The organism is Paenibacillus polymyxa M1, from assembly GCF_000237325.1.
In the GTDB taxonomy this organism is placed as follows: Bacteria; Bacillota; Bacilli; order Paenibacillales; family Paenibacillaceae; genus Paenibacillus; species Paenibacillus polymyxa_C.
Window position 1 is genome coordinate 2,474,399 of sequence record NC_017542.1, and the last position, 26,912, is coordinate 2,501,310.

The window sequence follows — 26,912 nt, forward strand, 5'->3', positions numbered from 1 at the left end:
CTTTTTGGTTGAGAAGCAACGTGACAACTGTTATGTTGTACAACAATCCATCAACCTATAGTTGATGAGCTTTAAGACTTGGTACCTACCGCAAGCATATGCGGGCTCATACCGATCACGGATTCCTGCTCTTCAACCTGCTGTGCTATATCCAGCAAACGTCTGCGATGGGAGGGAATCGCCCATTTTTCTTCAAATCCGGGTGCAATCCAGACGGGGCCTTCCACACCCAAAACACGAGGCTCCTGCAATCCAGCCACCTGCCAGTCTGCACGCAAGGCATCCGGTGTATGAAAGTAGGAGCGTGTGATAAAAGAGGGATAAGCCGCCGGTCGTACATGCTGACCATCTGTTAACTCCTGTCTGACCATATCCATGAATGCATCTTCCTCTAAAATGGTATTGCACTCGCCGTACACCGATAGCCCCCACAGTAACGAGCCAAACCTGGAAATAGCCGAAGTAATCAGCGTTCCCCCCTTTTTTAAGACACGCGCTGCTTCTTGCAGGGCTTTTACTCGTTCCTTCTGTTCTGTTAAATGATATAAAGGTCCCATCAATAGCACGATGTCCGCGCTTTCATCTTTACGATCAATATTTCTGGCATCTGCGGTTTCCAGCTTGCTGATAATGGGTTTATTCAGTTGCTGCTGACGAGCAAATTCAATGGCTTGCGAAGAAAGATCAAATAGATGAACTTCATATCCCAGTTCTGCCAGCCACGAAGAGTAGACCCCTATACCGCCGCCGATATCATAAATAACATGAGTGGACTTGCTGAGATAACGGGAAATGATTTCTTTTGATCTTTCCAGCTCTATTTTTCCGATGCCTCGCTCTAATCTGCCTATTTCTGCACCGCCATCATAATAAGCCAGAATTTTATGCGTATCTTTTTCGAACATAGTGCATCTCACCTCATATGATTGGAATAATATAACAATAGCACTAGCATTAAGAACAAGTCTACCGTACCTTTGAAGAGGTATCCACTTTGACCAACTATGAACTTAGGATAACTATAAAAAGCCAATTTGGGGTCCGGGTTGGCTTTTGCTAAGCAGTAAAGCTCATCATCCACGATTTGAACCCCACAAATATAAATTGCATATATTATCAAGCAAGTCGATCCATAAGATATGAGTTTGAGAGGGGAAGAATACGTGATCATACATGTATACGCATTATGCTGGAACGAAGAAAAGATGCTCCCGTTTTTTTTTAAGCACTATGATAATATAGCCGACCAATATTACATTTTCGATAATGACTCGACTGATAATTCTATATCCATGTTAAAGGCACATCCCAAAGTAAATATGAATAGATTTGAGATCGAAGGTAATTCGGTCGTGAGATCAGCACAAGATCTATTCAACCAATGTTGGAAAGAAAGCAGGAATAAGGCAGACTGGATTATTATCTGTGACGTAGATGAACATTTTTATCACCCTAACCTTAGAACATATTTGCAGGAATGTACTTCGAAAGGGATAACATTGATTGTCCCTAATGGTTATGAAATGGTTTCTGATTTTTTTCCTAATAGCCAGCAACCATTATATGAAACGGTAAGGAATGGTGTAAGAAGTCAAACGTACGATAAGCCTCAAATATTTAATCCAAGTGCGATTCAAGAAATAAATTTTAGCCCTGGTAGGCATACTGCTGAACCTGCTGGGAATGTAATAAAACCATCTAATAATGAAGTGCTATTGTTACATTATAAATACTTGGGATTTGACTATCTGAATTCACGTTTCTCAGCCTTGAAACAAGGGCTACGGGAAGGGGATACCACTAATCGATGGGGATTTCACTATTTGTGGGATGAAAACCAAAAAATGGAACAATTTAAGGATTTAAAAAATAGATCTGTAAGAGTGTTGTAGCATGAGCTGTTGTCGCAAGTGACATTTGTAAGTAACTATTATAACCTTCGCTGTTTCTGTGTAAACGTGCTTGCAAGAGAGTATAGTTTATTTGAAATTGATCTACAAGGATAAAGGCACTTTTTTCTCAGGGTGCCTTTATCCTTTTTTATGGTTGGAAAAGAAATTGGTGAATCAGCTTGCTTAATGCTCGGTCACTGCCTTTTAATGTCCCCAGAATTTAAAACGGCTTGAATAAGTAAATATCTATTTTAATTTTAATAGGTAAACAAACAATCATATGTAACAAGTTATTAATATGATACATGGAGCTACATTAATCCCTATTCTGTTCTATATAGATTGAACTTTAAAAAATATAGTAGATAAAGGTCTAAATATATTTTTTAGTTCAATATATATAGTATTTTTATATAATATGGATTTGTAGTTAATAAATAGAAAAGGAGAGATGAACTTAATGGCTGTATTATCAACTGGACCTATTGAGAATAGTCCTGTTAGTGGGATCAGGCCTATTCAGCAGGTTACCGTTAAAATAATTAACCGTGATTTGGTCAATTCTTCAACTATTTTAATTCAGGGCTACATTTTAAATGGTTTACGAACATTGTATGTACTAGAACAAATAGCTTTAGCCCCCAATGCAGTTGTTACGAGAAATTATCTAGCGAACTTCGACGCATATGAATTCGTTTTTACCACAAGCGGTTTAGCAGAAGAAAGTACTGATATTTCAGTTTGGGGAAAAAACGCGAGCGGTACAATCATTGATGTTCAGCGTATTGTTGCGGATGAGCAACTAGGGTCTTAAAACTCAACATATGTATAGAGATAGAACCACAATCGCAGCAAATGGTTGAGACATAAAATAGAGGGAACAGGGTCTTGAGAAAGATCGTTGTTCACAAAAAAAAATTTGCTTTTTACTAGAGAGGAGGGAGTACCTAAATGGCAGTATTATCAACTGGACCCATTGCAAACGATCCTGTTCTAGGAGTCAGACCCACCCAACTGGTCACTGTAAAAATAGATAACCGAGATTCTGTAAATTCTTCTACTGTTTTAATTGAGGGTTTTATTTTAAACGGTAGCAGAACATTATATGTACAACAACTAGTGGCAGTGGGGCCCAATGTGGTTTTAACTAGGAATTTCTTTGCAGGTTTCGACGCATTTGAATTCGTGTTTACCACAAGCGGGCCAGCAGAGGATGAAACTCAAATTTCTGTTTGGGGTAAAGATGCATTGGGGCAATTAGTACCTGCGCATCGGTTAGTATCTGATGAACTTTTAGGAACCGATCAAGGCGTCCAAGGACCTCAGGGTGTTCAAGGACCTCAAGGTGTTCAAGGGTCTCAGGGTGTTCAAGGAGCACAAGGTGTTCAAGGACCGCAGGGTGTCCAAGGACCGCAGGGTGTCCAAGGACCTCAAGGTGTTCAAGGGCCTCAGGGTGCTCAAGGACCTCAAGGTGTTCAAGGCGTCCAAGGTGTCCAAGGACCTCAAGGTGTTCAAGGGCCTCAGGGTGCTCAAGGACCTCAAGGTGTTCAAGGCGTTCAAGGCGACCAAGGCCCTCAGGGAGTCCAAGGCGATCAAGGACCTCAAGGAGTTCAAGGCGACCAAGGCCCTCAAGGCGTTCAAGGTGTCCAAGGCGACCAAGGACCTCAAGGCGTTCAAGGTGTCCAAGGCGACCAAGGACCTCAGGGAGTTCAAGGAGCCCAAGGCGACCAAGGTCCTCTAGGTGTTCAAGGCCCTCAAGGCGACCAAGGCCCTCAAGGAGTTCAAGGCGTCCAAGGCGACCAAGGCCCTCAGGGAGTCCAAGGCGATCAAGGACCTCAGGGAGTTCAAGGTGTCCAAGGAGACCAAGGCCCTCAAGGAGTTCAAGGCGTCCAAGGCGACCAAGGCCCTCAAGGAGTTCAAGGCGTCCAAGGCGATCAAGGCCCTCAGGGAGTTCAAGGCGTCCAAGGCGACCAAGGCCCTCAAGGAGTTCAAGGCGTCCAAGGCGACCAAGGACCTCAAGGCGTTCAAGGAGCCCAAGGTGACCAAGGACCTCAGGGAGTCCAAGGCGATCAAGGACCTCAAGGAGTTCAAGGAGCCCAAGGCGACCAAGGCCCTCAAGGAGTTCAGGGAGCCCAAGGTGACCAAGGACCTCAAGGAGTTCAAGGAGCCCAAGGCGACCAAGGTCCTCTAGGTGCTCAAGGCCCTCAAGGCGACCAAGGCCCTCAAGGAGTTCAAGGCGTCCAAGGCGACCAAGGCCCTCAGGGAGTTCAGGGAGCCCAAGGAGACCAAGGACCTCAAGGAGCCCAAGGCGATCAAGGCCCTCAAGGCGTTCAAGGAGCCCAAGGTGACCAAGGCCCTCAGGGAGTTCAAGGCGTCCAAGGCGACCAAGGACCTCAAGGAGTTCAGGGAGTCCAAGGCGATCAAGGACCTCAGGGAGTTCAAGGTGTCCAAGGCGACCAAGGCCCTCAAGGCGTTCAAGGCGTCCAAGGCGACCAAGGACCTCAGGGAGTTCAGGGAGCCCAAGGCGACCAAGGACCTCAAGGAGTTCAAGGCGTCCAAGGTGACCAAGGACCTCAGGGAGTTCAAGGAGCCCAAGGTGACCAAGGACCTCAGGGAGTTCAAGGCGACCAAGGCGACCAAGGACCTCAGGGAGTTCAGGGCGTCCAAGGCGACCAAGGACCTCAGGGAGTTCAAGGCGTCCAAGGCGACCAAGGCCCTCAAGGCGTTCAAGGAGCCCAAGGCGACCAAGGCCCTCAAGGAGTCCAGGGAGCCCAAGGCGATCAAGGACCTCAAGGCGTTCAAGGAGCCCAAGGCGACCAAGGACCTCAAGGAGTTCAAGGCGTCCAAGGAGACCAAGGACCTCAGGGAGTTCAAGGAGCCCAAGGCGACCAAGGCCCTCAGGGTGTTCAAGGTGTCCAAGGAGACCAAGGCCCTCAGGGTGTTCAGGGAGCTCAAGGCGACCAAGGACCTCAAGGTGTTCAGGGCGTCCAAGGTGCTCAAGGCCCTCTAGGTCCACAAGGTGTTCAAGGCCCTCTAGGTGCTCAAGGCCCTCTAGGTCCACAAGGTGCTGAAGGCCCTCTAGGTGCTCAAGGCCCTCAAGGCGACCAAGGCCCTCAAGGAGTTCAAGGCGTCCAAGGAGACCAAGGTCCTCAGGGAATTCAAGGAGCCCAAGGCGACCAAGGTCCTCTAGGTGCTCAAGGCCCTCAAGGCGACCAAGGTCCTCAAGGAGTTCAAGGCGTCCAAGGCGACCAAGGCCCTCAGGGAATTCAAGGAGCCCAAGGCGACCAAGGTCCTCTAGGTGCTCAAGGCCCTCAAGGGGTTCAAGGAGACCAAGGCCCTCAAGGAGTTCAAGGCGTCCAAGGAGACCAAGGCCCTCAAGGAGTTCAAGGCGTCCAAGGAGACCAAGGTCCTCAGGGAATTCAAGGAGCCCAAGGAGACCAAGGTCCTCTAGGTGCTCAAGGCCCTCAAGGAGACCAAGGCCCTCAGGGAGTTCAAGGCGTCCAAGGCGACCAAGGTCCTCAAGGAGTTCAAGGCGTCCAAGGCGATCAAGGCCCTCAAGGCGTCCAAGGCATTTTGTAAGCTTAAGGTCAAGGTATATTTAGAGGACTCAAAAGTTATTTATAACTTTTGGGTCCTTTTTTTGTTTTAAGTTAATATTTTGCAGTTCTGCTGTAAAAAAAACCTTTGTCGAAGCTCCATGGAAATAATTCCAAGAGACTTCGACAAAGGCATTGGAAAATAATTGTTGGCCAATATTCTATTCAGCATTGTTGTAATTTAGGGCAACACAACCACTTTCTCTTTACAGGACGCAACAAATTTTGCATATTGAATACAAGTTTCTAATGAATCATTTGGCTCCATAGGCCACCATCGTATGGCTCCCCTGGGAGCTTTGGAGGCATAGGTTTCGATTTCTGATGGAATTCGACCTACAACCACAATTTCGATCTCCCTAAAGTTGTTTTCAATGCCCTTTTGGAGTGTCTTATTTAATTGCGTATGCTCTATTTCAGGGCAGGAATGGGGGATAGGGAACAATATCGAGAATCTTGAGGTATCTTCTTGAATAACGTGAGCAGATTTCCGGGCAGGATCATCCGTAGAAGTCTCCCATATACGACGATAAGGCAATAGCTGTGGTAAATCGAATTCTTTCAATCTCATTTGAATCCTTTGAAAATTAGATCTATATAGTTCCCCTACAAGAATCTGAATCTGCTTATTTCTGAGGAATGTAGTGTTATTTCCTTGTTCGTTACGATATTGGATATATATCAAATCGGGGATGTTTACAAATTTAGTGCAAAGAAACGTCCGGACCAGCATATCGTAATCATCTGCTACCAGTAGTTCATTGCGATGGCCTCCGATCAGATGATAACAGTCCCTCGTCCACGCACGTGGATGATTGGGTAAACCGACCAGATGACGAATGGTTTTGCCATTAATGGTCGTATGTTTTTGTACATTTTGCCATCTGTTCATATCATGCAGCCAGACTCGATAATGAACACTGTAACCAAAGCCACAATCCCAGCCGTACCAATGCGCATGATTGCTCCCTGCATACACCTCAGCGCAATCCCCATAAACAAAGCCACAGTCAGGGTTTTGTTGAAATGCTTTGACGATTTTCTCTAGGCAGTCAGGAGTTAGCTCATCATCATGATCAACTTCTACTAAAATTTCCCCTGTACATAGACCGGCTGCAAACCTTTTGATAGCCCCTATATAACCATTGCGGGAATCTTGGCGGTATCTTCGCACACGGTGATCCTCTAAAGGTAGTAAATACTCCTTGTATGTCTCATCTTCATCACCGGAATCATCCACGATTACCCATTCCCAGTTCTTGTAGGTCTGCTTCAATAAAGATTGATAAGGTCGTTGAATTTTTTCTTTTGATCTGTAACTGGCAGTAAACACGGATATTAAAGGTGTGTTTGAAGAGAATTGTGTTGGAGGAATCGTTCTATTCTCCGGAAGAGGATCTGTTGCCTTAAGCCAGCAGAAAAATAAATGCATAGGTTGAATTTCGTCTGGTGATTGGAAGTGTAACCAGCGTTTTTTTTCGTGACCAGGTAACGCTTTTAGTGCTGAAAATTCTCCCCACTCTTCTCCGAGCGAGACGTAAACCCGAGGTTTTTGGAGGCTATTGTCTATAAGTGGTTGATCAGCCTCATACAAGTTTATTGTAATGTGATTCTCTTCCAATCTATCTATCAATTCTTTTACATGATCCTTTAAAACCTTCTTCGATACAAATAAATGAGCTGTCAGTAGCGGAGTGAAATTCAATGACATGATCATTCCCCTTTACCAGTTTCGAACACCAACGAGAGGGAGGTGCCGATTCAGATGTTAGTATTGTTTTTATTGAAACATCCATTTTCCCGGCATCATTTTATTTTTCAGCAATATATATGTATATGTATGTGTATGTGTTCGGGGATGTGAGGAAAATGCCAGCCCATGTGAACATAGCAAATTAAATCGTTTGAAACCTCCGGCGTAGACACCTAAGCATAAAGGAAAGGTGGAGTAAGCGTGCAATGCCCATTAGTAAGTGTAGTTATACCTGCATATAATCGGCCGCATACACTAAAAATCGCCATCGACAGTGTATTGGAACAAACTTATCCGAACATCGAAATCATTATCTGTGATGACAGTACAACGAATGAAGTACAAGAAATGCTTGATTCTTATTTAGATTCTTTTCCCCAAATTAAATATTATAAAAATGATAAAAATCTTTTTCTCGAAAATTGGCATAAATGTTTTGATTTGGCGTCAGGTGAATATATCAATTATTTGATGGATGACGACATGTTTCAAAAAGAAAAAATAGCAAGGATGATCTATTTTTTTGAAAATTTCGAAAACATCACACTGGTTACCTCGTATCGGCAAACCATGGATGAATCAGGGACTATTCTCCCACCGCTCTATGCAACGGAAAGGCTGTACGAGGAAACAAGGATCATGGACGGAAGAATGTTGGCAAACGTTGCATTAACTCGTTGTTTAAATGTGATTGGGGAACCTACAACAGTGTTTTTCAAAAAAGCAGATCTTATCGAACGGTTTGGGGTTTATAAAGGAAAACAGTATTCTCTTCTTAATGATTTAGCTTCCTGGTTGAACTTACTATCCAAAGGAAAAGCAGTTTATATTCCTGAAGCACTAAGCTATTTCCGAATACATCCCAATCAAAATAATCAGACGCTTGGTCAAAATGCGTTCACGGAATGGTTAGATATTATGATTGCCTCAAGAGACGATGGATTTCTTGATACTGATGATTTGTTTAAAACTGCACTTCATGCTTATCAGGAACGTATAAGGGGTCGTCCACAATTTGTTGCAGATATCGAGCGAATTGAAATGATATTAAAAACATTGGAATCCTAGTCTGCTCATCCCATATGCGAAGGAGGCTGGCTCATGTTCGATATTCCCTTTTTACGACCTAATTTAGTAAAAAAGGAACGATTTATTTCCAATTTTGAGAAAATAGAAGAGACCCGGATTTACTCCAATTATGGTCCCTTAAATAACCTGTTTGAAGAGCGGGTCATTGCGCAAATGTTTGATGGAATCGGTTCGGCTGTGACCGTTCATAACGCTACTATTGGCTTGATTTTGGCGATCGCCCAAAGCAAGCGACCACAGGGCAAATATGCAGTTATGCCAAGTTTTACTTTTGCGGCCACCCCACTTGCTGCTGAGTGGTGTGGGTTAGAACCCTACTTCCTTGACATTGAACCGGAGAATTGGCAAATGAATAGGGAGCAGTTAGAGCAGACAGTCAAGCTGCTGGGAGATGAGATTGCGGTAATCGTTCCATATGCCACTTTCGGTACAGCCATTGATTTATCCGTATATAATAAGCTGCAGGAGCAGGGAATTCCGGTAGTCATTGATGCTGCTGCCAGCTTTGGAACGATAACGCCCGAGGAAGCCACCCATTTTGGCAAAGGTTTTGGAGGGGCCGTAGTATTCAGCTTTCATGCCACCAAATCTTTTGGTATCGGAGAGGGTGGATTGGTATACAGTCTGGACCAAGATCTCATTAAGCGAATTCGTCAGGCAGGGAATTTCGGTTTCTCCAGCAGCAGGGAGTCTGTCACCCAAGGTCTTAACAGTAAGATATCCGAGTATACCGCTGCTATCGCTTTAGCCACCCTCGATCATTTTAAGACTGTACGGGAGAACAGAAGGACGATCTACGAATATTATCTTCAAGAACTGCTTCAAGCAGACTTATTAGAACGAGGATGGTCTATACAAAAAACGCAAGGATCAGTTGTCCATCAATTTATCCCTCTCCTTAGTCCGGATTCACACACGAATCAAGAGGTCGTTAAGTTATTAGCCTCTAATTCAATAGAAGCCAGAACCTATTTTTCTCCGGCGTGCCATCAGCAGAAGCAGTTCCAAAGCTATACGCGGTCTACTCTTCGTGTTACCGAACATATTGCCAAACATATTGTCAGCCTGCCCTTGTGGGAAGAACTGGACGAGATTATTGTTCGAAGAATTGTAAACGTTCTAGGAAGCCTGGGAAAAGAGACAACCGGATGAGGAAAATCGTGATTTGGGGATCAGGCGGACATGCAAGGGAAATCAACTGGTTATGTGAAGAGCTAGGAGTGAAAGTGGCAGGTTTTTTGGACGAACGACCTGAGATGAAAGGGCAGATCGTAAATGGCGTTCCTGTACTGGGGACGTTGAATGACATTGAAGCGTTAAAATATGAGGTGGAGCTGATCTGTGCGGGGGTGGGTGACCCGGCATTAAAGAAGCGATTCGTTAATAATACAATTCAATTGGGATTTCGTATCGCAGCTCCGCTAATACATCCCCGTATTCGTTTGTCTCGAAGAAACACCATTGGAGAAGGAAGCATGGTCTTTGAAGGGGCTGTCCTGTCGGACAATATTAAGATCGGACAGCATGTAATTATCAATCGGAGTGTTAACGTGAGTCATGATGCGGTTATTGGCGATTATGTAACCATAGCCCCGGGTGTGAATCTGGCAGGCAATGTAACCATAGATGAGGGTGCCTATATCGGCATTGGTGCCTCGGTACGGGAGAAACGTCACATTGGTTGTTGGTCTATGATCGGTGGTGGGGCCTTTGTTAAAGAGGATATACCTGAATTTTCCATGGCTGCAGGTGTACCAGCAGTCGTTAAAAAACAACTTGATATGTTCTGATCTTCCTTCCTTTAAAATAGAGCGTAATCAAATTTGCAGCAATATGCTTGGCAATAAAGTGATTTACCTGTCAAAAGGCTGTACCGGAAAAGGTTCTTATGACCTGACCCCGGCACGGCCTTATTATATTTTAAGCTAGACGATATATTCGTGTTACATATGGATAAAATTAAAATTTATTTTTGATTATTTTTGTATTTTATATTTTCAAATTAAAACAAAAGTGTTATAGTCTCCATAAACAAAAAATATCCACCTTAATAAAACAATTCAAAACCAAAACAGAACTTGGAGGTCTTTTTCCTATGGTACAAAGTCTATGGAATTCTTCACAAGCATCTGAGCAGAAAAGCACGCTGGAACAACTCGTATACCGTTCTAACCTGATTGGCACAGATAGGAGCGTGTGCAACTGGGGAGGCGGCAATACTTCGGCCAAAACAACGATACAGGATTTCCGCGGGCGTGAAGTGGAAGTGATGTACGTCAAGGGCAGCGGTTCCGATCTTGCAACAATGAAAGCGCATAACTTCACAGGGCTTCGTATGGAGGATATTCGTCCACTGTTTGAACGGGAAGATATGTCTGACGAGGATATGGTCGCATATTTGGCGAACTGTATGATAGATGCCAAGCATCCGCGTGCTTCAATTGAGACACTACTACACGCATTTTTGCCTTTTAAGCATGTCGATCATACACATCCGGACGCGATTATCAGCTTATGCTGTGCGCATAACGGCAAGGAAATCGCTAAGGAAATTTTCGGTGATCGTTTTGTATGGGTACCCTATATCCGTCCCGGCTTTAAGCTGTCGAAAATGATTGCCCAAGGGGTACTCGATCATCCACAAGCTGAGTTGGTATTGATGGAAAAGCATGGCCTGGTTACGTGGGGAGACACATCCGAAGCGGCTTATGCCAAAACGATCGAAATCATCCAAGAAGCAGAAAGCTATATTAAAGCTCACCAAGAGGAAAAGCAGGGGTTTGGAGGCGCAAAATATAAAGCGCTTACTTCGGAGGAGCGCCGCAGCATAGTGTCCCAGGTCATGCCATCCGTCCGGGGTGCAGTCAGTGATGAGAAAAAGATGATCCTCACCTTTGATGACGCGGAGGATGTGTTGGAGTTTGTGAACGGCCTGGATTCTAGTGCTTTATCCCAGGTTGGAGCAGCATGCCCGGATCATCTGGTTCATACCAAAATGAAACCGCTCTATGTAGATTGGACACCGGATATAGAGGATGTTGAGGGGCTGAAAGTTAAGCTTGCCGAGGGTATAGCAGCCTATAAAGAGCAGTACCAAGCTTATTTCGAGCGTAATCGACATGAAGGAGACGTGAGATTTGAAGCAGCGCCGCGTGTAATCTTGATTCCGGGTGTAGGGATGATCAACACAGGCAAAAGCTGGAGTAATGCACAGGTAAGTGGTGCCTTGTATCATCGTGCTATTGCTGTCATGCGAGGAGCAACGGCGTTAGGGGAGTTTGTTTCGCTCAGTGAAAATGAATCTTACAACGTGGAATACTGGCCGCTGGAGCTTTACAAGCTGTCACTGGCGCCAGCAGAAGCGGAATTTTCACGCAAAATTGCGTTCATTACAGGCGGTGCAGGCGGAATCGGCAGTGCAACTGCACGGCGTTTGGTAGATGAAGGTGCGCATGTCGTATTGGCAGACCTCAATCTGGAAGGTGCGCAAAAAATAGCCGCAGACATAAACAGCAGTTACGGTGAAAACCGTGCCATCGCCGTAAAAATGGATGTGACGCAGGAAGATCAGATTCAGGCTGCCTATGCCGAAACGGCGCTAACCTATGGTGGTGTAGATATTATCGTAAACAATGCAGGTCTTGCTACATCCAGTCCGTTCGATGAAACGTCATTAAAGGAATGGAATTTAAACGTGAACGTGCTGGGAACAGGCTATTTTCTGGTCGCGCGCGAAGCGTTCAAGCTGATGAAGGAACAGACACTTGGCGGTAGCATGGTGTTCGTTGGTTCCAAAAACTCAGTCTACGCGGGCAAAAATGTAACGGCCTACAGCTCGGTTAAGGCGCTGGAGGTGCATCTGGCCCGTTGTATTGCCGCAGAAGGCGGGGAATACGGTATCCGCGTAAACACCATTTTGCCAGATGCAATTTTGCAAGGCTCGGCGATCTGGAACTCCAATTGGCGTAACGAGCGAGCCGCTGCCTACGGCATCGAGCCAGACCAGCTGGAGGAGCATTACCGCAAGCGAACGACGCTGCTGGTTAACATTTACCCGCAGGATATCGCGGAGGGCATAGCCTTTTTCGCCTCATCCAAGGCGGAAAAAACGACAGGCTGTATGCTGACCATCGACGGCGGTGTACCCGCAGCCTTTACACGCTAGGAAGCCAAGGAAGGCAGTCCAATAGAACACTTAGGATCATAGCGAACTAATTTAATGTACTAATTTACTGCAATAATCTAGGCCACAAGCCCATAGTACGAAGAGGTTTTTAATTAGTTTCAAACACGTAAATAAGTTGTGTTAACTTATTTACGCGCGAATGCCTTTATATACACGCTAACACTTTAAAATAAAAGTGACTTTATGGGTGGTCAGCAGCGGATCGGCCTCCCCCCATAACTCACTTACTTTTCAAGGAGGAACCACGATGAGTGACAAAGCGTACGCCTTATTTGAGGAGCAGCAACAACAACGGGGTATTGACCTGGAGCAAGTAAAGACCAAGCTGAAAGCGCTAAGCATAGAAACACCGTCCTGGGGATATGGCGACTCAGGTACACGTTTTAAAGTCTTTCAGAAAACGGGCGTGCCGCGTGATCCGTTCGAAAAGCTGGAGGATGCCGCACAGGTTCATGCCTTGACAGGCTTGTGTCCGTCCGTTGCCATTCACATCCCGTGGGATAAAGTAGACAATTACGGTAAGCTTCGCAGTCATGCCGAAAGTCTTGGCCTGCAGATTGGGGCCGTAAATCCCAATCTGTTTCAAGACGAGGACTACATGCTCGGTAGTGTTACGAATGTAGACCCGGCAATCCGCCGCAAGGCTATCAACCATTTACTGGAATGCGTGGATATTGCAAAGGAAACGGGCTCCAACGATTTTAGCTTATGGTTCGCAGACGGAACGAATTATCCCGGTCAGGGGGACATTCGCAAACGCAAAAATTGGATGTTGGAGGCACTCAGCGAAATGTATAAGGCGCTCACGCCAGACATGCGTATGCTGATTGAATACAAGGCGTTTGAGCCGGCCTTTTACCATACGGATATTGCCGATTGGGGCATGGCGTACCATTATGCGACCAAGTTAGGGCCGCAGGCACAGGTGCTGGTGGATACAGGGCATCATCTGCCGGGGGCCAACGTGGAGCATATTGTTGCGTTTTTAATGGATGAGAAACGACTGGGCGGCTTTCATTTTAACAGTTATAAATATGCGGATGATGATTTGATCGTGGGTTCTGCCAATCCGTATGAGCTGTTTTTAATCTTTTACCAAATTTTGAACGCAGCTCAGGATGTTGATGCAGATATCCGCCATACCGTTGATAAAATTGCTTATTTGATCGACCAGTCGCACAATATCGAACCCAAAATTCCGGCCATGATTCGCTCGGTACTGAATGTGCAGACTCAATATGCGAAGGCACTCTTGATTAATCATGCAGAGGTGGAGGAAGCGTCGAGCCGTCAGGATGTGCTGGGTGCGGAGGATGCGGTACGCCAAGCATTTGAGTTTGATGTGGCCCCGTTGCTTAAAGCGATCCGTGAAGAGCAAGGATTACCTGCAGATCCAATGAAAGCCTACTTGGCGTCTGAGTATGGTACGCAGATTTTGCAAAGAGGCAAGGGTGGTGCGAGCTGGTGAGCATCCTCGCTTATGATTTGGGAGCAAGCAGCGGCAGAGTTCTACTCGGAAAATTGACAGATTCACGTATCGTGGTGGAAGAAATCCACCGCTTTTCCAATGATCCGGTCAAGGTTGGGGAGCGTCTGCACTGGGATATATTGCGTCTCTATCACGAGGTTCAGCAAGGATTGCTCAAAGCCAAGCATATGGGAATGAATCCATCCAGCCTGGCGATTGACTCCTGGGCGGTCGATTTTGGACTGATTGGAGAAACCGGAGAATTGCTAGGCAACCCTTATCATTATCGGGATTGGCACACCCATGGAGTAATGGAAGAAGTACAGGAACAACTGGGAAAAGAGTTTATTTTCCAGCGTACAGGTATTCAGTTTTTGACGTTTAATACGATTTATCAGCTGGCTGCTATGCGAAATGCAAGATCACCCTTGCTAGAGCAGGCGGAACATTTTCTGATGATCCCTGATTTGCTGCGGTATTTTCTGACAGGTGAAATGTATCATGAGTTTTCGAATGCAACCAGCACGCAATTATATCATCCGTTACAGCAAAAATGGGATGATGAGCTTTTGTCCGGAATCAACATTCCCCGCTCTTGGTTTGGAGAGGTACTGGAGCCGGGAAGTGTTGCAGGTACAATCCGTTCATCGGTCATGACGGATCTGGGCATTGGAGCGATTCCTGTGATTGCAGTAGCAGAGCATGACACAGGATCAGCAGTGGCGGCCGTGCCTGCGCTAGAGCGGTCCTTTGCGTACTTGAGCTGCGGAACATGGTCCCTGATGGGAACGGAGACCGCACAGCCAGTTATCAATGATGATACGCTTCGATTTAATTTTACAAATGAAGGCGGCGTGGGCCGAACCTACAGGTTGCTAAAAAATATCATGGGGCTGTGGATACTACAGGAGGCGTGCAGAGAGTGGGAGCGGCAGGGAAACTCTTATTCCTTTCCTGAATTGGTTCATATGGCAGAACAGGCTCCAGCGTTCACTTGTTTGATTGACCCGGATGATGAACTGTTTTTGCATGCCGGAGATATGAAAACACGCATACGCCAATACTGCCGCAATACCGGGCAGCCATTGCCGGAAACGCCGGGCGAAATTACACGCTGTATTCTGGAAAGTCTGGCGTTAAAGTATCGTTACATTTTGGAGCTTACAGAACGAGTGTCAGGACAGCGTTTTAATGGCTTACATATGGTCGGCGGTGGGATTCAAAATCGCTTGCTGTGCCAATGGACGGCCAACTCGATTCAAAAACCCGTATGGGCGGGCCCCGCAGAAGCGAGCGCAATCGGCAATCTTGCGGTACAATGGATGACACAGGGAAAGTTCGCCGATATATGGGAAGCACGCCGGGTGATTGCGGATTCGATTACCGTAGAGGAATATGAATCTGCCGAGTCAGAAGCGTGGGAGGATGCCTACGGGCAGTTCCGGCGGGTGACAGGACTTTTTGTACATTAAAGATGTGGAGTGAGATTGTCATGCTGGTCGCAGAAAGATATGAGATGATTGTGCAGCTCGTGAATGAAAGAGGAAGCATACGGGTGTCCGAATTGAGTGAGCTATGTAAAGTAACGGAAGAAACGATTCGCCGCGATCTGGATCGTCTGGAGCAGGCGGGACGACTGCGCCGTTCACATGGGGGAGCGGTTAGTGTCAAAAACGAGCAGCCTGAAACGCCCTATGCGGTACGGGAAATTATGAACGCAGAGGAAAAGCGTCGGATTGCTGAGGAAGCGGTCAAGCAGATTCAGCCGCATGATCGCATTTTGCTGGATGCCAGTACGACTGCCTGGTATATGGCGTCTAGTCTGCCGGATATTCCTTTAACGATACTGACGAATTCGATTCGGGTAGCTACAGAGCTGGCAGGTAAGGAAAAAATCGAGGTTATTTCGACGGGAGGTCAGCTGCTTCAACGTTCACTATCGTTCGTAGGCCCGCTCGCAGAGCGTTCATTAGAAACTTATTATGTAGATAAGCTGTTTTTTTCCAGTCAGGGAGTTCATCTGGATCGTGGCATTAGTGAATCGAATGAGCTGCAAGCTCGTTTGAAGCAGAAAATGGTCAGCATTGCAGATCGCGTGATTTTACTGGCAGATGCGAGCAAATTCGGGCAGCAGGCGTTTACACATGTGGTGAACTTGTCGCAAGTGTCCGAAATTATCACAGATTCGCGGTTGTCGGACCCGATTCGCAGTCAGCTCGCAGAGCTGTCCATCCCGGTTACGATTGTGTAAGCATGTAGTTTCCGGGGTGAGGTCGCTCTGCGGTTCATTTGATCTTACGATCGCTGTTGCAGCGGGATTCTCTGGTGAGTATGACCTATATAGGTAAGAATCCCGCTGCAAGCTATGCTTATGATGAAAGTTTTCTTTTGGAAAATGGACGGAAGGGGTGTATCGTATGAAGGTATCTTTATTTATTACCTGCCTGAGTGATGCGATTTATCCCAAGGTAGGGGAAGCGATGGCCCGCTTGCTTGCCAGATATGGTGTCGAGCTGGAATTTCCCAAGGTGCAGACATGCTGCGGGCAGCCGTCCTATAACAGCGGCTATTGGGATGAAACAAGGGCTGCTGCAAAAACGATTTTGAAAGCGTTTAATGACAGTGATTTTGTTGTAGCTCCTTCCGGTTCCTGCACATATATGATTCATCATTACCCGGAGTTGTTTAAGGATGAGCCTGAGTGGCTGGATTCGGCACGGAGACTGGAGCAAAAGACGTATGAGTTTACACAATTTATGGTACAGGTGCTTGGCGTGACCGATGTGGGCGCGTCTTTTCCTCATACGGTAACCTACCATCCGTCTTGTCATGGAACACGTTTGCTCGGCGTAAAAGAGGAACCGATGAAGCTGCTTGGCAGTGTAAAGGGTTTGCAATTAGTGCCGCTTCCTTTTGCTGAGGACTGCTGTGGGTTTGGTGGTACTTTTGCGGTAAAAATGCCCGATATTTCGGGAGCGATGGTGACTGAAAAAGTGGACCATATCAGGGAGACGGAAGCTGAGGTGCTGGTCGGACTGGACATGGCCTGTTTGATGAACATCGCCGGAAATCTCAGATATCGGGAAGAGCCAGTTCGGGTAATGCATCTGGCAGAGCTGCTGTATGAAGGGGTGAAGCACGCATGACCGCTGTACATACCCATTCTTTGAACCAAAAGGTCAAAGAACGTGCAGAGCTGGCTCTAAATGACGATTTTCTACGGAATGCAGTTCGTTTCACTACCGAGCGACTGCGCAACGGTAAACGGGTAGCTTCTGAGCAGCATGGAAATTGGGAGGAATGGCGTGAGCGGGGGCGCCAAATTCGGCTTCATACCATTGCCCATCTGGACTATTACTTAAATCTATTTGTAGAAAATGCCCGTGCCAACGGGGTGCATATCCATTTTGCCGACACAGCTGTGGATGCTGTACGCATTACACTGGACATTGCTGCGCATAATCAAGCACGTTCTGTCGTCAAATCCAAGTCGATGGTGTCGGAGGAGCTGCATTTGAATCAGGCGCTGGAAGGTGCGGATATCGAGACGATTGAAAGTGATCTCGGTGAGTACATTATTCAACTGGCAGGAGAGGCGCCATCTCATATCGTAATCCCTGCGATTCACAAAAACCGTTATCAGATTGCCGAGCTGCTGTCCAAAGAAGCGGGGGAGGAGTTGTCCGCAGATACGACGATTTTGGCGGGCTTTGTCCGCAAAAAGCTGCGTGAAAAGTTTCTAGATGCGGATATTGGCATGACAGGCTGCAATTTTGCCATTGCTGAGACGGGTTCCATGGTCCTGTTTGAAAATGAAGGCAACGCTCGTATGGTTTCCACTCTGCCCAAAACGCAAATCACACTGATGGGTATGGAGCGGATTATTCCATCCTGGACAGATTTGGAGGTGATGGCTACATTGCTGCCACGCTCCGCTACCGGACAAAAGCTGACTATGTATATGTCGGGGATTTCAGGACCCCGGCGCAGCCAGGATGCCGATGGACCGGAGGAAATGCACATTATCATCGTAGATAACGGGCGTTCGCTTCAGCTAGGCAATCCCGAATTTCAGGAGCTGTTAAATTGTATTCGCTGCGGTGCTTGTCTGAACGCTTGTCCGGTGTACCGACACATTGGGGGACACGCGTATGGCGGGACATACAGTGGTCCTATTGGTGCAGTGCTTACGCCTGCCCTTCACGGCAACATCGAAGAGTGGAACGATATAGCGAGTGCGTCCAGCTTGTGTGGGGCGTGTTATGAAGCCTGTCCGGTCAAAATACCACTGCATGATATGCTGGTTTATTTGCGTAGACGCAAGGTGGAGGCGGGAAAAGGGGATAATCTAGAGACGGCAGCGATGAAAGGTTTTGCGTCAGTAGTTTCCAGCTCAAAGCGATTCGCTGCGGCGATCCGACTCGGACAGATCGCACAGAAAGCGGTCGTTCGTAAGGGAGAAATTACTCTTAAGCTCGGCCCCTTAAAAGGCTGGAATACGTACCGTGTGGCCCCTAGTCTGGCAAAAAAATCCTTCCGTCAGCACTGGAACACACTGGCGCGTGAGCTGGAGCAGGAACGCAAGGTCATGCATCGGGACATTCTCAGCCGAATGGAGACGATCTTGGCGGATAGAAGAAAAGGAGGGGTGCAGCATGAATGAACAGCGTAATCCTTCTGCGCAAGCAAAAGCGGAGCATGAGGCGTGGCTTCATCAAATGCTGTCAGAATCCCGTGTCAAGCAGGCACGCTTTATGGAGGGCATTGCGGCGCGCCTCAAGCGTCCGCGGCAGACGGAGCCACCGATGCAGCCGTTTCGCGGCGCACCAGCGTTTTGGCACGAATTCGAATGGAGTGCGGAGCAGCGCATCGAGGAGTTCACCGCCAACTTTACAAGTGTTGGCGGACATGTCGTGCGTCTGCCGGATCTGAAGGAGACGGCAGACTGGATCGCGCACAAGGCGCGCGAACTGGGAGCGGTCTATATCGTCCGGCAGAATGAGCCGGACCTGGAGGCGCTCCAGTTGGAAGCAGCGCTGCCGGAAGTCCGACTGTCGGTGTGGAACACCGATCCAGCCGAAGACTGGAAGGCACGCGCCGCGGAGGCCGATATCGGCATGGTCATAGCCGATGAGGCCGCCGCCTATACCGGCTCGGTAGCAGTGCTATCCTCGCCGGAGAAGGGGCGCTCGGTCAGTCTGCTGCCGACCGTGCTGATCATTCTCCTGCCCGTGGAGCGTCTGCGAACACGACTGGGCGAGATTTTAAGCCGCTTTGACGAAGCAGGGCGCGAGCAATTGCCCGCAGGCATTCATTTTATTACTGGACCGAGCCGCTCGTCCGATATTGAAAATGACTTGACGATCGGCGTACACGGACCGGGTATCGTTTATACGTTGTTGATTGGTTAGCGTTACACTGCCCGTCTAACGGGCGCGATAGAGCGGAAAACGGGTTTCAAAATCCGTTTGTCTGCGACTGCTCCTAACCGAAATGCGGCCATTGTGCAGCTCAGTAATGCTTTTGGTAATGGCAAGACCCAGCCCGGTGCCTCCGGTTTCCTTGGAGCGTGATTTGTCCACTCGATAAAACCGTTCAAACAGATGCGGGACATCTTCCTGTGGAATCGGGGCACCGTAGTTGGTGCAGATCACTATCGCTTCATCGCCTTCACGTCCGATGGTGATATCGAAACGTTTGCCATCCTTTCCATATCGAATCGCGTTGGAAAATAAATTTTCATACAGGCGTACCAGCTCGTCCGTGTCGGCCAATATCCGCACAGGCTCAACGATTCGGACACGATAAGACATGTCCGCCTGTTCCAGTGAGGGTACAAATTCCTCAGCAAGTTGAGTGAGCAATTTGCCGAGGTCTACAGGCTTCAGCTCCAGAGGCAGGCTACCACCGCTCACACGCGTGTACTCAAACAATTCGTCGATCAGCTTTTTCAGCGTCAGCGATTTTTCATAAGCAATGTTTACATAGTAGCGCAGCTCCATTTCGTCCCGGTAGCGGTCGGTTTCAATATACTCCAAAAAGCCAATCACAGATGTTAGCGGGGTGCGAAGATCGTGGGATACGCCAGTGATCAGGTCGTTTTTGGCCTTGGCGGAAGCCCGTTCTTCTTCTAGTGAGAGACGGAGCTTGTCTGCCATGGTATTCATATTTTTCGCCAAGGTTGCCAGCTCATCCGCTGAAGATACCGGAATCGAATAGGATAGATTTCCGTCCGCGAATTTCTGCATCCCTTTCGTAATCTCGCGTAGATAGCCAATCGTATTTTTGGTAAAAAGGAAAAAGAAATAAATATATAAAGGCAGCCCGCTCACCAGCATGATCAGTGAGGAACCAATATGATTTACGGTCCAGCGGATCAGCCGGGTGCCGAAAAATGAACGGGAGGGATTCAGCCATAACAGCAAAGACGCTCCATAATAAAACACCATTAAAATCAGTCCAGTTAAAGTGAAGGCAGCAAGGCTAAGAGCTGCCAGCTTCCATCCCAGCGTATCATATCGTTTTGCCTTCAAGACGCAAGTCCTCCATTAATCGAATTTTTCCATTTTATAGCCGATGCCCCACACTGTTTTCAGGTATTTGGGCTTTCTCGGATCAGTCTCAATTTTCTCGCGAATTTTACGCACATGAACCATTAGCGTGTTGTTGGATTCCAGATATTGCTCCTTCCAGACCTTCTCGTAAATCTGCTCCATGCTCAGCACTTGCCCCCGGTGTCGAGCCAAAAGCTCAACAATGGCGAATTCACGCGGAGTCAGCTTTACGGATTCTCCAGCGAGAGTGACTTCATGCGTAACAGTGTTAATGGAGAGTTCATCCAGTACCATTTCATGCTCCAATACAGAAGAGGAATGGGTATACTTCCGTACTCTACGTAGCTGGGATTTGATGCGTGCCACTAGCTCCAGCGGGCTGAACGGCTTGGTGACATAATCATCGGCCCCAACGCTAAGCCCTGTAATTTTGTCCATATCTTGTCCCTTCGCAGACAACATAATGATCGGAAAATGTTCGGTTTCCCTGATTTTCATGCAGGCTTCAATCCCGTCCATGTTGGGCATCATCACATCCAGCACCATCACATCTATCTGTTCCCGATTAACCTGCTCCAGCGCTTCCAGTCCGTCCCGTGCCATGAGCAAGCGATATCCTTCATTTTCTAAATATATTTGCATGAGCTTAATTATTTCAGGTTCATCGTCTACTAATAAAATGGTTCCGTTATGCATGGCCCGCGCACCCTTTCTGTTCTTTCCAGCAGTATACAATATGGGCGTATTATATACCTTTTTGGCGGTGGAGGCTATGGACACTCTTCTCAGGTCGTTTGTCGGGTATCATCAGCCTTTGAATAGTAACGTTTCGGGCGAAGACATACGCTCTTCTTGCTTGAAGTTCCTTTTTCCTGTACCCGGTAGCTGACCGAACAAAATCCACGCACATGGCAGGAAGCGGGCGATGAACGACACGACGAGCCAAGAGCAAAGAAGTGCACAGAAAAAACCTCCAGCGTACCACACATGAATAAGCTGCGGCGAACCGATGTGTGGTGAAAACTGCCGATACAGGAGCAGGAAAAACGGATGGATGAGATACACCCCAAAGGACAGGGTACCCAGACGTTCCAGCTTGCGAATGACAATGGAATGTTGTCTCCTATACATGAGAAAGGAAATCTGTAACAAAACCAGCGTACTAGACAGGCTGTACATATTATACATAAGTTCAAAAACCAGCGAATTGTATGAAGTTCCGTACATTCTATTTTCATACCACATATAGACATGAATGATGGCTGAAATCAGCCATAAAGCCCAAATTGCAATCCAGGTCAGCACGCTGACAAAGCTTCGTTCCCCTTTACGCATCAGAAACCAAGTTCGGAGCTGGGGATAATAGTAACCGAGAGCAGCGCCCATCATGTAACAGGCCACATAGGACAGCGCCCAGCTGCCTTTATTTTGAACCTGAAAGAGAAATTTATTGCTAATTATAAATGCCCACTGTACCAGCAGCCCAATGACAATAGACCATTGCGGAAATTGCCGATAATGCTGAAACAGCCACAGTACGCATGGAAATGCAAGATAGAATTGCATCATGATAAAACTATAATATAAATGGGTGTAGGCTTTGCCTGTGACCAGCTTCAGAGCAAAACTTTCCGCTAGTGTAGTTATACTCCATGGTTCGTTACTGCCAGCCATAAGGGACAGGATGAAATAAAAGAGAGAGAACATGACATAAGGTACGAGAATATACAACAATCTCTGCTTATAAAAGCGGCTCAAAAGCTGTCGTCCCATTGGACGATCCTTATAGTTGTAGAACAGTACCATGCTGCTAAGCGCGATAAATACAGGGGTACCATACTTCATCAACACATTGAGCGCATTATATACAACATAAAGGCTGGAATGTGTAAGTTGAACCGTTGCATAAGAAGTGGCATGTACCATTAAGACGGCTAAAATCGCCATGGCTCTGACCAACTGTAATTCGGGAATTTTCTCTTTGGTCGTAGGCTTCATAAGCTTCATTTCCTTTCAGTAGTGAACAGTATCTTGTTGAACTCTTTCTATTAAAAGATAAAGTTCTTAACAATCTGAAAGGGAGTGGCTTAAGAATCGCTTATGAACTTCTTAACTTTTGTTAAGAATTAAGAAAAAGAACTTCCATAGGCTCAAAATGAGCAGCATGGAAGTTCTTTTAGTACTCATGTCCATTCGTTATTTGCAACGTTTGATAGGTGCGCGTCTGATTTGTCCACGAATGGCACCGTTCGGATGACGGATCGTGTGGACATTGACGTAGGCGTTGCCCTCTCTGATTTGGCATACCAAATCATTAATGGTTCTGCCTCTGAGCGGACCAGTAAGATCAAATGCACGCAGCACGCCGGTAACGACGCCTCTTCTTACGGTAATCCCAAACTTCGAAGGGCCAAACAGGGTAGCGACAACAGGTCCGTTTTGACCTCTTCGTCCCAGATGAATGTGCGCTTCCGTTACTCGTGAAATATTGCGGACCGTCAGTTCAAAGCTTAATTGCTGGCTCGCTGGACGGTAACGAAATTCCGCAGTTCCTGTCGCATTTGTTCTGACAGGAGGCACTTCATTAGCCCCCCTCAACGTGGCTCTAAACTTATTAGACATTACGTCCCTCCTTTCCCAGTGTTGGTTTAGTGTATTCACAGAACCAGAGAAAGGGCTGTACATTTGCCTATTCATCAGAAGTTGTGTGTTTACGGGTTCTGCTTAAAGGGAACTATATCTCTTCAAATTCCACTTGATTTAGTTGGGCTACAATTACTATTGTAAGAGGTACGCAGATAACGGATCCTGTTGTTTATTCGGCTACGTCAACTTGTTATTTGCATAAGAATTACATAGGTACAACCGTGCAACCATTGGTAGAATTTTATGTATGCGCTTACATCGAATATTCTTTGCTTCTTACAATTAAAAATCTGGAGGAGGAATGAAGAATGAAGTGGAAAAAAGGATTGACTGGTATGCTTTTAGCAGCTTTTTTATGTGGTGCGCCAGGGGTGGGTATAGCTACTCCGGCACATGCATCCAATGGCGAGTACAAGTTTGATTTTGGTGGAGGTACGGTCGAAACGGGTTATACCGGAGTGAGCGCTTCGCTGTCCTATGACTCAGCACGTGGCTATGGCTTTCGTACCCCTGAGAATATGCGTAATGTCAGTGCATCGGGGACTGGGGTGGCAAGTGATGCGGTACAATTCCTGACTACAGGTACGAAAAGCGAGAATACTTTTGACGTCGATCTTCCTCCAGGTTTGTATGAGGTGTCGGTTACTTTAGGAAATACTTCCCGTTCGAGTGTTGCGGCCGAAGGGGTGTATCAGATCATAAATATGACAGGGAATGGGGCCAAGGATCGCTTTCAAATTCCAGTGACAGACGGACAGTTAAATCTACTGATTACTGAAGGCAAAGAGGGCGCGGTCTTCACACTTAGTGCACTGGAAATCAGGCAATTGTCTAGCAATCCAGCTACGAATCGCACGATTTATATCGGCGGGGATTCTACGGTATGTAACTATTATCCGCTAGATAGCAGCGTGCAGGCAGGATGGGGTCAACTGCTGCCAGAGTTTGTAAACACGAATACTTTTCAAATCCGCAATATGGCGTCAGGGGGCCAAATTGCTAGAGGATTCCATCAGGACGGTCAGTTGGAGGCTATCGTTCAATATATCAAGCCAGGGGATTATTTTATTCTCCAATTAGGCATTAATGACACCAATCCAAAGCATAACGAAAGCGAAGCGGAGTTTAAGGATTGGATGCGAGATATGATCCGGCAGGTGAAGGCTAAGGGGGCGACGGTAATTCTGTCAACACCGCAAGGACGAGCCACTGACTTTAATGCTAACAATGTACACAACGCAGAAAACAGATGGTATAGAAGCGCTATTTTGGCGCTGGCTCAAGAGGAACAAACGCCTTTAGTCGATCTGAATGTGCTCAGTTCAGCTTATTTCACTTCTATTGGCAAAGAAGCTACGCTGGCTTTGTATATGAACGGTGATACACTACATCCAAACTTTGCAGGAGCAAGGCAACTGGCGCGATTAGTAGCACACGATTTAAAAAGACAGGGTCTGAGTGGATTCTAAATTTCAATGCTGGTTTTACCTCTGTTTCTTACATTTGTAGGAACAGGGGTTTTTGGCTTATGTTCAGGGTGCTATAATAATGGAAAAAAGCAATAGTAATGCGGAGGAATTAGAACATGCAGCCTTTCACTGCCCGTGTGCTTCAGATTATATTGCTGATCCCTGAGGGAAAAGTAATGACTTACGGTCAAATTGCGGCAGAGGCCGGAAGCCCAAGAGGTGCTAGACAGGTGGTGCGAATTTTGCATACACTGAGCCAAAAACATCGACTTCCATGGCATAGAGTAGTCAACCGCTTGGGAGAGATTGCTTTGCAGGAGGATGAATCCGCCTCCCTGCAGCGCCTGTACTTGGAAGAGGAGGGCATACAGTTTAATGCAAACGGACGTATCCCGCTGGATCAATATCTTTATCATCCGCAGACGGAGACGGAAGAATAGGCGAGGAACACTAGTCTAAATCCTCGCCAAAAAGAGACGGGACAAATCATAGTTTTGATTTGTCCCGTCTCTTTTTTAAACTGGCGTATCATGTAGATTAATGAAGAATGGCGTTCATATATAGCACTAGATTTCCCAGTAAGCTTATCCAATCAGATGCTGCTGGTCACGCTGGGCAAGGTGAAAAGAAATACTGTTCATCAGCGGTATATCATTATTTTTTCGGGCTTCCCGAATGAGTTGTTTCTTTTTTTGTTCTGATTCGCGTAGAAAGCGAGTCATCCACAAATCAGACGGTTCGTTAGTAGTTGTCATGCGAGATTCTTTTATCATCTATTAACCCTCCTAGTGAGCGGCTGTTATTCTTTCTCTATTATATGTTCCAAACCTTAATAGATGCTGTTGGTTTCCTTAAAATTAGCTGAAATTTAGGTAAAGTTCAGGTAAAAACAGCTTAAATCTATGTCTGGTGGGACGTAAAGTAGTTTACAACGAGTAGTCTGGCAGTAAAGGTTACAAAAATGTATTGTTTTGACACCTTGTACCAACATAAACCTGAAAGTACAATTAGAATGCAAGGAATTCGTGGAAATTTATGTCGAAAAGAATGGAAAAGATTCGAAAGATGCACCGAAAGGGGAGAGATTCATTTATGAAGCAAAAAGCGGCTGCCGTGCTGCTTGTATTGTCCTTTTCTACAGGCTTGGTTACCACTGCACAGGCTGACAGTTCATCAGGAAGCATTTCAGCAAATGTGTCAGTTAATTCATCTGCTGCGGCTACGGCGAAGACATCATCCGTAACGGGACAGGCTCTACCTCCATTAACGCTCAAGCAAGCAGTGGAATGGGCACAGACGAACAGCTACAATACGCGTACCGCAGAGCGGGATGTAGAGCGTCGCAGACTTGAACTGAAAAATGCAGAAAAGGAGCTGGGCAATTCACCTATCGATTATATAGACAATGAGTATGTGGATAATGAAACGTCCTGGAGGAATTACAGTTCTTCGACACTATCCTATCTAGCTAGCAAAAAGCAGGCGCAATATGCCAAAGACCAGATTTATTTTAATGTAATGAAAAGCTACCAAAGTGTGTTTGTAGCAGAGAATCAGGTGAAAAATGATCTGGAGGCGCTTGAAATCGCCCAAGCGGAGGAAAAGATTGCACTTGCCAAATTTGCGCGCGGCAAGCTGTCTGAATATGCGAAAAATGAGAGTACACAAGCCAGATCCCAGGCGCAGCAAGCGGTCGAGCAGGGAAAAATTGCGTTGCAAAAATCCAGAGATGCACTCAACTTCCTCATGGGACAGCCTAACGGGACAGCCTATGAAATGGTGGATCGACCTGTGTACAAAGAACCGAAGAAGCTGGATATCGAATTACATATACAACAGCTGACAGACATGAATCCAAATTTGTGGAAGCTGGAGGATAGTATCAAAACTTCGGAACTTAATGTAAGATATTTTGATTTTAACAACGGCGCCGGTGCTTACGATCTAGCTAAAATGGATGTCGATACAGCTAAAGAGGAGCTTGCCAAAGGTCAAAAGGATTTTGCCGAATCACTCCGTAATTTGTATGCCACGGTTAAGGAAAACCAAAAGAAATACGTACAGTTGGAGGAAAGTTTGCGCACGGCAAAAGAAGCCTTGGAATTATCACGCAAAAAGTGGGCCAGAGGTCTGGTTATCGAGATGGAATTGAAAAATAATCAGTTGAAAGTGAACCAGATTGAACGGCAAATGGAAGAGCTGGCGATCGAGTTGGATCAAAATGAGTATACGTTGAACAAGCCATGGAGCACATAGGGA

Annotated in this window: 27 protein-coding genes; 20 read left to right on the forward strand and 7 right to left on the reverse strand. The window is 46.6% G+C overall.

What is annotated here, in order from left to right; all coding sequences use genetic code 11:
* Positions 1–71 precede the first annotated feature (71 nt).
* Entirely contained in the window at positions 72–905 is an 834-nt protein-coding gene (locus PPM_RS11230) for a class I SAM-dependent methyltransferase (protein WP_013370967.1), read from the reverse strand.
* Between the two features lie 258 nt (positions 906–1,163).
* Here PPM_RS11230 and PPM_RS11235 point away from each other — a divergent pair, with 258 nt between their 5' ends.
* From PPM_RS11235 to PPM_RS29995, 7 genes are all read left to right on the forward strand, one after another.
* A complete protein-coding gene (locus PPM_RS11235; protein WP_013370968.1) occupies positions 1,164–1,892 on the forward strand; it encodes a glycosyltransferase family 2 protein in 729 nt (242 codons plus the stop codon).
* 460 nt (positions 1,893–2,352) lie between these two features.
* Complete coding sequence (locus tag PPM_RS11240; RefSeq protein ID WP_025675342.1) at positions 2,353–2,706, forward strand: hypothetical protein; 354 nt, start codon at positions 2,353–2,355, stop codon at positions 2,704–2,706.
* A gap of 513 nt (positions 2,707–3,219) precedes the next feature.
* Positions 3,220–3,633 carry a hypothetical protein gene (locus tag PPM_RS29975; RefSeq protein WP_231860490.1) on the forward strand — a complete coding sequence of 138 codons (414 nt, stop codon included), beginning with the start codon at positions 3,220–3,222 and terminating at the stop codon, positions 3,631–3,633.
* Positions 3,634–4,083 carry a hypothetical protein gene (locus PPM_RS29980; protein ID WP_228392903.1) on the forward strand — a complete coding sequence of 150 codons (450 nt, stop codon included), beginning with the start codon at positions 3,634–3,636 and terminating at the stop codon, positions 4,081–4,083.
* Positions 4,084–4,902 (forward strand): BspA family leucine-rich repeat surface protein, encoded by an 819-nt coding sequence (locus PPM_RS29985; RefSeq protein ID WP_148554139.1) that lies wholly within the window; start codon positions 4,084–4,086, stop codon positions 4,900–4,902.
* Positions 4,903–5,190: 288 nt separating this feature from the next.
* Positions 5,191–5,343 (forward strand): hypothetical protein, encoded by a 153-nt coding sequence (locus tag PPM_RS29990; protein ID WP_228392904.1) that lies wholly within the window; start codon positions 5,191–5,193, stop codon positions 5,341–5,343.
* The gene (locus PPM_RS29995; protein ID WP_228392905.1) at positions 5,344–5,541 is read left to right on the forward strand and encodes a hypothetical protein; all 198 of its coding nucleotides are present in this window, start codon (positions 5,344–5,346) and stop codon (positions 5,539–5,541) included.
* A gap of 128 nt (positions 5,542–5,669) precedes the next feature.
* On the opposite strand, the gene PPM_RS11250 is transcribed toward PPM_RS29995, so the two are convergent.
* Positions 5,670–7,199: a glycosyltransferase gene (locus PPM_RS11250; RefSeq protein WP_013370970.1), complete on the reverse strand. Its 1,530-nt coding sequence runs from the start codon at positions 7,197–7,199 to the stop codon at positions 5,670–5,672.
* Between the two features lie 243 nt (positions 7,200–7,442).
* On the opposite strand from PPM_RS11250, the gene PPM_RS11255 reads away from it, so the two are divergent.
* From PPM_RS11255 to PPM_RS11300, 10 genes are all read left to right on the forward strand, one after another.
* Entirely contained in the window at positions 7,443–8,309 is an 867-nt protein-coding gene (locus PPM_RS11255; RefSeq protein WP_013370971.1) for a glycosyltransferase family 2 protein, read from the forward strand.
* A gap of 33 nt (positions 8,310–8,342) precedes the next feature.
* On the forward strand, positions 8,343–9,482 hold the full coding sequence (locus PPM_RS11260; RefSeq protein WP_013370972.1) for a DegT/DnrJ/EryC1/StrS family aminotransferase: 1,140 nt from the start codon (positions 8,343–8,345) through the stop codon (positions 9,480–9,482).
* Positions 9,479–10,120 carry an acetyltransferase gene (locus PPM_RS11265; RefSeq protein WP_013370973.1) on the forward strand — a complete coding sequence of 214 codons (642 nt, stop codon included), beginning with the start codon at positions 9,479–9,481 and terminating at the stop codon, positions 10,118–10,120. The genes PPM_RS11260 and PPM_RS11265 overlap by 4 nt, the downstream gene beginning before the upstream one ends.
* A gap of 305 nt (positions 10,121–10,425) precedes the next feature.
* On the forward strand, positions 10,426–12,495 hold the full coding sequence (locus PPM_RS11270) for a bifunctional rhamnulose-1-phosphate aldolase/short-chain dehydrogenase (protein ID WP_013370975.1): 2,070 nt from the start codon (positions 10,426–10,428) through the stop codon (positions 12,493–12,495).
* A 268-nt stretch (positions 12,496–12,763) separates the two neighbouring features.
* The gene (rhaI, locus tag PPM_RS11275; protein WP_013370976.1) at positions 12,764–13,984 is read left to right on the forward strand and encodes an L-rhamnose isomerase; all 1,221 of its coding nucleotides are present in this window, start codon (positions 12,764–12,766) and stop codon (positions 13,982–13,984) included.
* The gene (rhaB, locus tag PPM_RS11280; RefSeq protein WP_013370977.1) at positions 13,981–15,456 is read left to right on the forward strand and encodes a rhamnulokinase; all 1,476 of its coding nucleotides are present in this window, start codon (positions 13,981–13,983) and stop codon (positions 15,454–15,456) included. Before rhaI ends, rhaB begins: the two co-directional genes overlap by 4 nt.
* Before the next feature lie 20 nt (positions 15,457–15,476).
* Complete coding sequence (locus tag PPM_RS11285; protein ID WP_013370978.1) at positions 15,477–16,235, forward strand: DeoR/GlpR family DNA-binding transcription regulator; 759 nt, start codon at positions 15,477–15,479, stop codon at positions 16,233–16,235.
* A 166-nt stretch (positions 16,236–16,401) separates the two neighbouring features.
* On the forward strand, positions 16,402–17,130 hold the full coding sequence (locus PPM_RS11290; protein WP_013370980.1) for a (Fe-S)-binding protein: 729 nt from the start codon (positions 16,402–16,404) through the stop codon (positions 17,128–17,130).
* Positions 17,127–18,647, forward strand: coding sequence for a LutB/LldF family L-lactate oxidation iron-sulfur protein (locus tag PPM_RS11295; RefSeq protein WP_013370981.1), 1,521 nt, complete (start codon positions 17,127–17,129; stop codon positions 18,645–18,647). Before PPM_RS11290 ends, PPM_RS11295 begins: the two co-directional genes overlap by 4 nt.
* Positions 18,640–19,395 carry a LutC/YkgG family protein gene (locus PPM_RS11300; protein WP_013370982.1) on the forward strand — a complete coding sequence of 252 codons (756 nt, stop codon included), beginning with the start codon at positions 18,640–18,642 and terminating at the stop codon, positions 19,393–19,395. The genes PPM_RS11295 and PPM_RS11300 overlap by 8 nt, the downstream gene beginning before the upstream one ends.
* A 15-nt stretch (positions 19,396–19,410) precedes the next feature.
* Here the strand turns inward: PPM_RS11300 and PPM_RS11305 are convergent, their stop codons facing one another.
* The 4 genes from PPM_RS11305 to PPM_RS11320 form a co-directional block, all read right to left on the reverse strand.
* Positions 19,411–20,517: a sensor histidine kinase gene (locus PPM_RS11305; protein WP_013370983.1), complete on the reverse strand. Its 1,107-nt coding sequence runs from the start codon at positions 20,515–20,517 to the stop codon at positions 19,411–19,413.
* 15 nt (positions 20,518–20,532) lie between these two features.
* Positions 20,533–21,234, reverse strand: a complete 702-nt coding sequence (locus PPM_RS11310; protein WP_013370984.1) for a response regulator transcription factor — start codon at positions 21,232–21,234, stop codon at positions 20,533–20,535.
* Positions 21,235–21,345: 111 nt separating this feature from the next.
* Positions 21,346–22,536, reverse strand: a complete 1,191-nt coding sequence (locus PPM_RS11315) for an acyltransferase (protein ID WP_013370985.1) — start codon at positions 22,534–22,536, stop codon at positions 21,346–21,348.
* 198 nt (positions 22,537–22,734) lie between these two features.
* Positions 22,735–23,160: a CHRD domain-containing protein gene (locus PPM_RS11320; protein ID WP_013370986.1), complete on the reverse strand. Its 426-nt coding sequence runs from the start codon at positions 23,158–23,160 to the stop codon at positions 22,735–22,737.
* A 332-nt stretch (positions 23,161–23,492) separates the two neighbouring features.
* On the opposite strand from PPM_RS11320, the gene PPM_RS11325 reads away from it, so the two are divergent.
* Both PPM_RS11325 and PPM_RS11330 read left to right on the forward strand, forming a co-directional pair.
* Positions 23,493–24,653 (forward strand): rhamnogalacturonan acetylesterase, encoded by a 1,161-nt coding sequence (locus PPM_RS11325; protein WP_013370987.1) that lies wholly within the window; start codon positions 23,493–23,495, stop codon positions 24,651–24,653.
* A 116-nt stretch (positions 24,654–24,769) separates the two neighbouring features.
* Positions 24,770–25,093 carry an MGMT family protein gene (locus PPM_RS11330; protein ID WP_013370988.1) on the forward strand — a complete coding sequence of 108 codons (324 nt, stop codon included), beginning with the start codon at positions 24,770–24,772 and terminating at the stop codon, positions 25,091–25,093.
* 144 nt (positions 25,094–25,237) lie between these two features.
* On the opposite strand, the gene PPM_RS11335 is transcribed toward PPM_RS11330, so the two are convergent.
* The gene (locus PPM_RS11335) at positions 25,238–25,426 is read right to left on the reverse strand and encodes a hypothetical protein (RefSeq protein WP_013370989.1); all 189 of its coding nucleotides are present in this window, start codon (positions 25,424–25,426) and stop codon (positions 25,238–25,240) included.
* Positions 25,427–25,745: 319 nt separating this feature from the next.
* Here PPM_RS11335 and PPM_RS11340 point away from each other — a divergent pair, with 319 nt between their 5' ends.
* A complete protein-coding gene (locus tag PPM_RS11340; RefSeq protein ID WP_013370990.1) occupies positions 25,746–26,909 on the forward strand; it encodes a TolC family protein in 1,164 nt (387 codons plus the stop codon).
* The last annotated feature ends 3 nt before the right edge of the window (positions 26,910–26,912 follow it).